Annotated in this window: 9 protein-coding genes and 1 pseudogene; 5 read left to right on the top strand and 5 right to left on the bottom strand. The window is 60.6% G+C overall.

Translation table 11 applies throughout. From position 1 onward, the window contains the following. Positions 1 to 665: dioxygenase family protein (locus F3H98_RS31835; protein ID WP_483237994.1), on the bottom strand; the 665-nt coding region annotated here is incomplete at its 3' end. A gap of 306 nt (positions 666 to 971) precedes the next feature. On the opposite strand from F3H98_RS31835, the gene F3H98_RS20390 reads away from it, so the two are divergent. Together F3H98_RS20390 and F3H98_RS20385 are read left to right on the top strand one after the other, a co-directional pair. Continuing rightward, positions 972 to 1,199 carry a helix-turn-helix domain-containing protein gene (locus F3H98_RS20390; protein ID WP_149762177.1) on the top strand — a complete coding sequence of 76 codons (228 nt, stop codon included), beginning with the start codon at positions 972 to 974 and terminating at the stop codon, positions 1,197 to 1,199. Continuing rightward, positions 1,196 to 2,455 carry a type II toxin-antitoxin system HipA family toxin gene (locus F3H98_RS20385; protein WP_149762176.1) on the top strand — a complete coding sequence of 420 codons (1,260 nt, stop codon included), beginning with the start codon at positions 1,196 to 1,198 and terminating at the stop codon, positions 2,453 to 2,455. Before F3H98_RS20390 ends, F3H98_RS20385 begins: the two co-directional genes overlap by 4 nt. Positions 2,456 to 2,776: 321 nt before the next feature. Here the strand turns inward: F3H98_RS20385 and F3H98_RS20380 are convergent. After that, positions 2,777 to 3,785: pseudogene (locus F3H98_RS20380) on the bottom strand (zinc-binding alcohol dehydrogenase family protein). A gap of 96 nt (positions 3,786 to 3,881) precedes the next feature. On the opposite strand from F3H98_RS20380, the gene F3H98_RS20375 reads away from it, so the two are divergent. Both F3H98_RS20375 and F3H98_RS20370 read left to right on the top strand, forming a co-directional pair. After that, positions 3,882 to 4,256: a winged helix-turn-helix transcriptional regulator gene (locus F3H98_RS20375; protein WP_149762175.1), complete on the top strand. Its 375-nt coding sequence runs from the start codon at positions 3,882 to 3,884 to the stop codon at positions 4,254 to 4,256. Between the two features lie 159 nt (positions 4,257 to 4,415). Then, the gene (locus F3H98_RS20370) at positions 4,416 to 5,273 is read left to right on the top strand and encodes a LysR family transcriptional regulator (protein ID WP_244621806.1); all 858 of its coding nucleotides are present in this window, start codon (positions 4,416 to 4,418) and stop codon (positions 5,271 to 5,273) included. Positions 5,274 to 5,332: 59 nt separating this feature from the next. On the opposite strand, the gene F3H98_RS20365 is transcribed toward F3H98_RS20370, so the two are convergent. The 3 genes from F3H98_RS20365 to F3H98_RS20355 all read right to left on the bottom strand — a co-directional run bounded on the left by F3H98_RS20365 (position 5,333) and on the right by F3H98_RS20355 (position 8,164). Further along, on the bottom strand, positions 5,333 to 6,439 hold the full coding sequence (locus F3H98_RS20365; RefSeq protein ID WP_149762173.1) for a TRAP transporter substrate-binding protein: 1,107 nt from the start codon (positions 6,437 to 6,439) through the stop codon (positions 5,333 to 5,335). A 115-nt stretch (positions 6,440 to 6,554) separates the two neighbouring features. Beyond that, on the bottom strand, positions 6,555 to 7,676 hold the full coding sequence (locus F3H98_RS20360) for an L-dopachrome tautomerase-related protein (RefSeq protein ID WP_149762172.1): 1,122 nt from the start codon (positions 7,674 to 7,676) through the stop codon (positions 6,555 to 6,557). A gap of 176 nt (positions 7,677 to 7,852) precedes the next feature. Continuing rightward, on the bottom strand, positions 7,853 to 8,164 hold the full coding sequence (locus tag F3H98_RS20355; RefSeq protein ID WP_149762171.1) for a short-chain fatty acyl-CoA regulator family protein: 312 nt from the start codon (positions 8,162 to 8,164) through the stop codon (positions 7,853 to 7,855). A 106-nt stretch (positions 8,165 to 8,270) separates the two neighbouring features. Between F3H98_RS20355 and minC the strand changes: the two genes are divergently transcribed. After that, the gene (gene minC, locus F3H98_RS20350; RefSeq protein ID WP_149762208.1) at positions 8,271 to 9,002 is read left to right on the top strand and encodes a septum site-determining protein MinC; all 732 of its coding nucleotides are present in this window, start codon (positions 8,271 to 8,273) and stop codon (positions 9,000 to 9,002) included. Positions 9,003 to 9,008 lie beyond the last annotated feature (6 nt).

The raw sequence follows: 9,008 nt of genomic DNA, 5'->3' as shown, positions 1-9,008 counted from the left end.
TCAGCATCGGTGAATTGATGTCCGCGGAGTTTGAAGCCGGTGTTGTCGTAGGTCCCGGTTTGATCGGCATGCCACAGTTCCACGAGAGCCTGTTCCACCGGTTCGCAATTCCGGGTCAACACGTAACCAGCAATGGTTATGCGTTCGCCGGCCGGTGCGTCACTTGCAAAATCTCGCTTCTCGGGGCTCTTCGGAGTGAAATACGGCCCTTCGGTCTGCGCCGGCGTAAGATCGTCATCATCCACGCAATCTGGCGTAAGTCGCAGCTCTTCCGGAACGCCTGCGGTATGTCCAAGCCTCGGCATCACAATCGGCGCAGCGACGAAGCCGGAAAGGATGGTTCGACGGGTAGGCACTGGCACGTTCCATAGGTTGACTAAGCTTGGATTCTCGCAAGCACCGCCGGCGGAAATGGGGCGAAATACACGAAACTTGTAAATCCAGAATCGCTGCATCTCGCGCGTAGCTGCGCGGCCGAAGCTGGGGAATGGGCCAAGGGCGGCCGAACGGTTCGGCGAAATCGGAAAGACCGCACGAACGGCTGCGCTTTTCGTTGTGGCGCGAGATTTGTTGATGAACTGGCACTCGTAGCCAATTTTAGGCGGTGGCAGCTGGCCGACTGACTCGGGACGCTCGCGTCGGATGACTATTGCTAGTTTTCGCACGCTGGCGGGCCGGGCTCTACCGTCCGCTTGTGCTCTCGCTTCGGCGCGCGCCCCGAGCCGCTTGGCGTCTCGGTCCTTGCAGGTAACGATCCCTTGCGCGAAAGAGGCTTCAGAACGCACCACCAAAGCAGAACCGAAAAGCGTACGTTCCTCCCGTGGGTGGGCAGGGCACGCCACCGGGCCAATAGTCCCGTACGGGATGTTTTTTATCCGTTGGCTGACACTTGCCCTATAATCGTCCCGATCGGTTCTTTTTGTGGTTTTGCCTCCTGTGAACTGCTACAATCATCCCGATAGGGACGATTTATGCCAACGATAACAGACACAGAAAGCCTTGGCCTGCTCATCCGCAAGGAGCGCAAGGCGCAAAAACTTACTCAGGAGCAGCTCGCCGGGCTGACCGGGGTCGGGGTGCGCTTTGTGCGCGAACTCGAAGCTGGAAAGGAAAGCTGTCAGGTCGGCCGCGCGTTGCAGGTAGCGGCTTCTTTGGGGCTCACCGTTTCCATAGGCAGCCGGCGGGAGAGTGCGCCGTGACGCAGCTTCTTGACGTCTGGTTTGGCGAAGCGAAAGCGGGTGCACTCGGTCAGGATGATGGCGGCGCTCTCAGCTATTCCTATGACCGCGACTACCTTTCGGGACGGGAGCCGCGCGCGATCTCTTTTTCCATGCCGCTGCAGGAAGCTGCTCATACGGACCGCATTGTCAGACCTTTTTTTTCAGGTCTTCTTCCGGATGAAGGCGCCCGGCAGCGTCTGGCGGGCGCGCTTGGCATCTCAGCGGGCAATGCCTTCGGCCTGCTTGAAGTGATCGGCGGGGAGTGCGCTGGAGCCCTCTCGCTTTATCCGACAGGAGAAGGTCCGCCTGCTTCGGATGACGACGGGGTCGAAGTTCTGAGCACGGCGCGGCTCGAAGAAATACTCGGCAAGCTGCGCGAACGTCCCCTGCTCGGGGGCGAGGAGGGCGTTCGCCTTTCCCTCGCCGGAGCGCAGGACAAACTCGCCGTCTGCGTCGATGGAGAAGATATCGGGCTCGCCAAGGGCGGCCGCCCGACCACCCATATCCTCAAGCCCTTCATTCAGGCGCTCGATGGCACCGTCGAGAACGAACTATTCTGCTTGCGCCTTGCCGCGCGCCTGAAGCTGCCGGTGCCCGTGGTTGATATGCGCCGTGCCGGCGCGGTCTCGTTCCTGCTGGTCAAGCGCTACGACCGTGTACTGCACAAAGATGGCTCCATCACCCGTCTGCATCAGGAAGACTTCTGTCAGGCCCTGAGCGTGCCGCCCGAACTCAAATACGAAGAAGAAGGCGGCCCCGGAACCCAAAGCTCGCTCGACTTAATTGACCGCGCCACCGCCCGCCCGGCTGCGAACCGGCTAAGCTTTATCCGCATGATCATCTTCCACTACCTCGTTGGCAATGCCGACGCCCACGGCAAAAACTACTCCTTGCTGTATCGCGATACGGTCCCGGACCTCGCGCCGCTTTATGATGTGGTCAGCACGGCAGCCTATTCGCGGCTGTCGAAGAAACTCGCTATGGCCATCGGCGGACGATCTGTTCCCGACACGATTCACTTGAAGCAGTGGCTGGCCCTCGTTCCGGAAACCAAGGGCGCGAAGCGCCTGTTGATGAAGGATATGGCTGATCTCGCAGGGCACATAACGGGTGAAGCCGACAAACTTCTGGCGGAGTTCGAGGAAGCGGGCATCGCCCACGATATCCTCAAAGCCATACGCGCCGTCATAGGGACGCGCGCGACACATTTGCTGCGGATTACAGACGGCGAGTGACCGCCGGAGTGCGCCGTAAAAATTATATAGGCGCTACAATAACATAGCGGTGCCCAGTTTCATCCCGTCGGAGCGCCATAATTTCAGGAACTTAGCGGGCACCGCAGACTGGACAAAGAAATTGGTCTGCGATTTAGTCTGCGGGACTGCGGGGCCGATTGGCGGTCCTTGACGGCGCCTTGCCTACCTGAAATGGCGCGGCTGAGACTATGCTCGAATTCCGCCGCTATCTGCCCCGAATTCCCGGCACGTGTGGACATCTCCACACCACGTAACCCACGTTCGCTTCGCGCGGTCGTGCGGGCCTGAACTTTCATTCTGTCAAAAGCCTTCCAGCACGATTCTTACCTTTGGAGCGCCCGCTTTCGATCAAGGCGTGGGCTTGCTTCAGATTGGCCGGATCGATAGGGCGCAGGACTTTTTTCAGGGTGGTTCGGACCGTACCGTCGTCGACGAGCTTCGCAACCTCGTTGAGCAGCTTAGCCTGCTGATCCATGTCCGGTGTTTGGAACATCGAACGGGTGAACATCAGCTCCCAGTGAATTGAGACCGATTTGCGCTTGAACGGCTGGATGCTAAGCGCCTTGGGATCATCGATTAGCCCGAATCGACCCTGGGGAGCAATGAGCTCCGCGATCTGATCGAGATGGCGGTCCGTCTCGGTCGTGGAAAATACGAAGGCCGGCGCGCCGAACCCGAAGGCGGCAACCTGTTCGGCGATCGGCTTGCTGTGGTCGATGACGTGGTGGGCGCCGAGTTCGGCCACCCAGTCTTTCGTCTCCTGGCGCGACGCGGTTGCGATTACGACCACGTCCGACAACACTCGGGCGAGCTGTATGGCGATCGAGCCGACGCCACCCGCTCCGCCGACGATCACGATCGCGGCACCCGGCACGGGCCGTCGGATGTCAAGCCGGTCAAACAGCATTTCCCAGGCGGTGATCGTGGTCAACGGCGGCGCCGCCGCCTCGGCGTGCGACAGCGTCTTCGGCTTGTGGCCAACGATCCGTTCATCAACCAGGTGGAACTGGCTGTTGGCACCGGGCCGAGCGATCGAACCCGCATAATAAACATCGTCACCGGCCTTCAACGACGTGACCTGCTCTCCCGCTTCCACGACGCGGCCGGCGACGTCCCAACCTACCACCTTGTATTCTCCAGCAACGGGCGACATGCCCTGCCGCAGCTTGGTGTCGACTGGATTGACGGAGATGGCCTCCACCTCGACCAGCACGTCGCGGCCGGAAGCAACGGGGCGTGGCAGGTCGATAAACTCGAGTGAGTCCGGGCGGTCGATGCTGCCGGCGTTCCTGTATCCGATGGCTTTCATCGTTCTGCTCCTGTTGTCCAGAGCATAACGTGAGTGTATACTACGGGCCAATCAATACGCACAATAACCGCCTATAGTGTCGAAAAGGATACTGTGATGGCCAAAGTCCGCCACTCCCGTTTCGATTGTGCGCCCGGCTGCGCGGTCGAAGCGGCGATCGGTCTGATCGACGGGAAATGGAAGTCGATCGTTCTGTTTCACTTGCTGTCCGGCACACTGCGCTTCAATGAAATCCGTCGTCATATCGCCAACGTCACCCCCCGTATGCTGACAAACCAGTTGCGCGAACTGGAAGAAGACGGATTGATCACACGCAAGGTCTACGCCCAGGTTCCACCACGGGTGGAATATAGCCTGTCGCCGCTCGGCCGGAGCATGGAACCTATCCTTCTGGCCCTGAAAGGTTGGGGCGATGCGAACATCGACCTCTACGGGAAGCCGCACAACCGCAAAGCCACTTGTGCGGCTTGAGCGGCTGGATGGCAGCCTCGCTCGGTTCCTACTCGAACAGCCAAGGTTTCTGGCGGGGACTACGCCCGGGAAGTGTGCGCCAGATCGTGAGCGAGCCGGAACCGGCCAGGTCGAAACAGGGAGGGAAAAATGGGAGCGATGAACCTCGAAATAGATCTGTTGCGCTGCTTCGTCGCCGTGGCGGATACCGGCAGCTTCACGCTCGCGGGCGATATCGTCGGTCGCACGCAATCGGCGGTCAGCCAGAGAGTGAAGCGGCTCGAGGATCTGGTGCAGCGGCAGCTGTTCTTGCGAGACAGCAGGGCTTTGTCGCTGACGCGGGAAGGGGAACTCATGCTGGACCATGCGCGGCAGATGTTGATCTTCAATGACGCGACGGTCAGGACGTTCGCGCCGCGTGACGCACAGACCAGAGTTCGCCTCGGCATAGCGGATGACTTCATCCCCCATCACCTGGTTGCCCTGTTGGAAGAGTTTCGTCGCAGACATCCGGGCCTCGAGGTCGATGTGCAGACCGGAATGAGCTGCGGATTGAACCGCGCATTCGATGCCGGCGAGATCGATCTTGTCTTCGCCAAGAAGGACGGCGAGGCGCAGCGGGGTCGGGTCATCTGGCGCGAGCCACTGTGTTGGATCGCCGGCGAAAATTTCAGTTTTGAAGCCGGCGACGCCCTGCCTTTGGTGCTCCTGCCGCCGCCATGCGTCTACCGCGCTGTCGCGATGGACACGCTCAACAAGAGCGGCCGTGCCTTCCGCATCACCTGCACGGCTGAAAGCATCATGGGCGTCCAGGCTGCCGTCGAATGCGGTCTGGGGATTACCGTCCTCGGGCGTTCGTTCGCGCGGTCCGGCCTGGTGTCGCTTTCCGCCCCGGAATGCCTGCCAATCCTGCCCTACACCGAGATCACCATGCTCGGTGAGGAGCGGGTGTCTGCTCAGGTGGTCCACACGCTGGTCGAATTCCTGCGCGGGGCGATGCAACGCAACAGCAGCGCCGTCCAGCCGGTCGAAGCATGACCGTGGCTGCCGTCAAAGGCGGCCGCGGCGATTGATGGATGCCGGGCTGCACGTCAATGTTAAAGCTTTCCGCGGCGCTGCTGCGTCATCATGAACGTGTCGAACGTGTATTCGCTGACCTGCGCCCACAGATAGGCGTCGTTGCGGAACACCGTCTGGCTGTCGAAGATCTTCTTGAAGCCCGCATTCGATGCGTTGATCTCGGCATAGGTTGCGTTAGCCGCCTCGAAGCAGGCTGACAGGATTTCTTGGCTGAACGGCCGGAGCTGCGCGCCGCCCGCCACAAGTCGACGCAACGCCGTCGGATTCTTCTGATCATAGTTGGCCAGCATGTTGCCGTTTGCAGCTTCGCATGCAGCCCGGAGGATCGACTGATAGCTTTTCGGCAGATCGTTCCACTTTGCCAGATTGACAAGGGAATGCAGCGTCGGACCGCCGTCCCAGAAACCGGGATAGTAGTAGTACGGCGCGACCTTGGCGAAGCCGAGCTTGTCGTCGTCATAGGGGCCGACCCATTCGGCTGCGTCGATGGCACCTTTCTCCAGTGCCTGGTATATTTCGCCGGCGGCAATCTGCTGCGGGATGACGCCCAGCTTCTCGACGATCTTGCCAGTAAAACCGCCAATGCGCATCTTGACGCCCTGCAAGTCGGCGACGGTATTGATCTCCTTGCGGAACCAGCCGCCCATCTGGGCTCCCGTATTGCCGCAGGCGAGCCCATAGCAGTTCTGCGTGGCGAAGAATTCGGCGAGCAGGTCGTTTCCGCCGCCATGATACATCCAGGCGTTCATTTGTCGGGCGTTGAACATGAAGGGGACGGCCGTAGCCAGCGCCCAGGTCGGATCCTTGCCCCAGTAATAGTAGCAGGCGGTGTGGCAGGCTTCGACGGTGCCGGCAGTAACTGCGTCCGCTGCCTGCAGGCCGGGCACGAGCTCGCTGGATGCGAACAGCTGGATCTCGAAATTGCCGTCGGTCGCCTCGCGGACGTAGTTGGCCATCGTGGTGGCGGCGCCGAAGATGGTGTCCAGCGCCTTTGGAAAGGACGACGTCATGCGCCAGCTTATCTTGGGCGCCGCCTGCGCGATCGAAGGCCTCGGCAGGGTTGCAGCTGCGGCAAGACCAGAAGCTGCGACGAGTGTACTTTTGATTGCGGCCCGGCGGTTCATTCCTGTCTCCATGCAAGTCGCGATTTCGGCGGCAACGTCCCCGGCGCACCGCACGGGCGGAAGCTGTTCGAATTGGAAAGTACCCTGGATCGCGAACGACCCAGGGAGGTGCGGGCTAGCGGGAGATATATCCGGGCGCCAGCGGCTTGAAGCGGTAGATCAGGTACGGCGTCTTGTTCTGTGCGACGCCGTCATGAAACATCGCGGCGGCCGACACCTGCGAGGCCGAGACGTACATATAACCGTCGGGCGACGACGTGATGCCGTCGGGCCATACCATCTCGGGGTCGGTCGCGATGACATGGTACTTCTTGTCGGTCGTTATGACGCCGACTTCCTTGGTCTCCACCGCCGTGAGGTAGAGATTGCCCTGATAGTCGATGGACAGACCGCCATTGTTGGGCTTGTCGGCATACCGCTCGACTTTCTTGGTCAGATCGCCTGCGGCAATCGAGTCGTCGGCAAGGTCCGCCGCTCTGATGCGATAGACGGAACGACCGCTCAGCGGCGCGTAGTAGACCCACTCGGAATTGACGTCCATGGTGATCCCGTCACATCCGACCTTGATGATGGCGGGCTTGCCATCGCTGCCTGGAACGGTCAGATCCTTGCCGTCCACGGTGATCGCAACGTCCTCCGGAACCGTCGAGGCGTCGCCCTCGAGGACGCGGCGCGCGATCCCGGTCTTCATGTCGATGACGATGATCGCGGCTTGCGAACCGTCCCCGCCCGGGCCGATGTCCTCGTCAGCGATGTAGAACTTGCCGTGCTTGCGGTCGATGACGATGTCCTGCGGCTGCGAGCCGTCCCGCGTGGCAGGCTTCGGCATGTAGTAAATGCGCTCGAGGCTGTCCGTGCGTGTATTCCATCCCACCAGCTTCGGGGTGATACCGGTCCGGAACCCCATGTCGATGATCCACACCACGCCATCCTCGTCCGAACGCAAGCCAAGCACATTGTCGAGATAGTGGTCGGTGCCCTCGCGCGGGGTGTTCCATTCGGCATTCGGGAACGGCTCGAATGTCGTTTCCGACGTGAGCTTCCCGACCCGGACATCCGGCGAGTAGAAGGGGTGATGGCTGAAGATGAGCTGGTTGTCCGGCGTAAAGGCAATGTTGCCGACCGAAAAAGGAAGCTTGGCGACAACTTCGGATTTTGATTGCGCAACTTCGTCGGCGGCGGCGATGCCACAGAAGGCGATGCTGGCTACAAAGCATGTGGCTAGTTTGGATCTCATAGTCTCTCCTCCCAGAATGTGCGGGATTTTGAGTCAGATGATCCGCGAAGTGAAATTCAAACCACTACTAGCATCTATTAGCGATCGCGATGCTGTTCCGTCGCGTCAGCGTATGATGGCCGAACGGGCATGCGTGGGTCCCGGACTTGGTCGTGGTTCGTCGTGGCCGGGGGCGGTCAGGTGATTTGATAAGGCACGGCATCGCGGCGGTACCGGACGACGGAAATCCTGTGCGTAAGCGGCGGGAAGGAGCGGTGGGCGCAATCCGGGCGCGCGCAAATGCGGCATCGCTTCTCGAAAGATGTCGTTCGCCTCACAGCTTGCATCTGCAACAGGAACGGATGGTAGTCGACCTGAACGCTCGCGATCGGTGCACCGATCTCTGCCACGGCCTGGCGGATCATCGGCAGGTTGAAGTTGCACACGCCGTTCGCACGCGTGAGGCCGCGCCCTTGCAACGCGCGCCGCAGGAATGTCGCATTGCGCACACTAAAACAGCCGGGCCTTAAGAGACTTTACCACTCGCTGGGTCCGGAAATTAACCTTTCATTAACCATTTCCCCGATACACCGAAGCAACCGAAAATTTACCAAGATGACTGACGTGTTAACTCAACCCCGGCCGATACGCCTCAAGGGGCGCTCCTTCCTGACGCTCGCACTGACCCCGGAGTTGCCCTTCGAGGATTGGCTGGTGCGGCTCGACGACCTCGCCGCACGTTCAGCAGGATTTTTCCTTCGCCGCCCCGTTGTGCTCGATGTCGAGGGCCTCGATATTGACCGTACGCAGCTTCGTGACCTCGTCGATCGATTGGGAACACGCAACGTACGGATTATGGGCATCGAAGGTGCAAAACCTTCATTGCTGGGCCTGGACCTGCCGCCCGGGATGACCGACGGGCGAGAGGCGCCAGACGTAGAAGCCCCGATCTCGGAGCAGGCAAAGAAGGTCGGCGCCAGCGAAAACATTGCGCTTTCCGGGCCGCCGACAGGCAGGATCACACCCTCAATCGTCCTTACCCAGCCGGTGCGCTCGGGCCAGTCGCTCGTGTTTCCTGAAGGCGATGTGACCGTCGTCGGATCGGTGGCATCGGGTGCCGAGATCGTCGCAGGCGGATCGATTCACATCTATGGCACGCTGCGGGGACGGGCGATGGCAGGCACGACTGGCAACGCGTCTGCGCGCATCTTCTGCCGCAAGCTCGAAGCTGAGCTGATCGCCATCGATGGCTTCTACAAGACGGCTGAGGACATGGAGGAGCTACGCGGGCGGTCCGTCCAGGTCTGGCTAGAAGGCGAAGCGATCAAAACTGGAATAATCGGCTGAGCCGAA

It is taken from the genome of Neomesorhizobium albiziae, from assembly GCF_900114255.1.
Taxonomy (GTDB): domain Bacteria; phylum Pseudomonadota; class Alphaproteobacteria; order Rhizobiales; family Rhizobiaceae; genus Neomesorhizobium; species Neomesorhizobium albiziae.
This window is presented reverse-complemented; position numbering and strand designations above follow the sequence as displayed.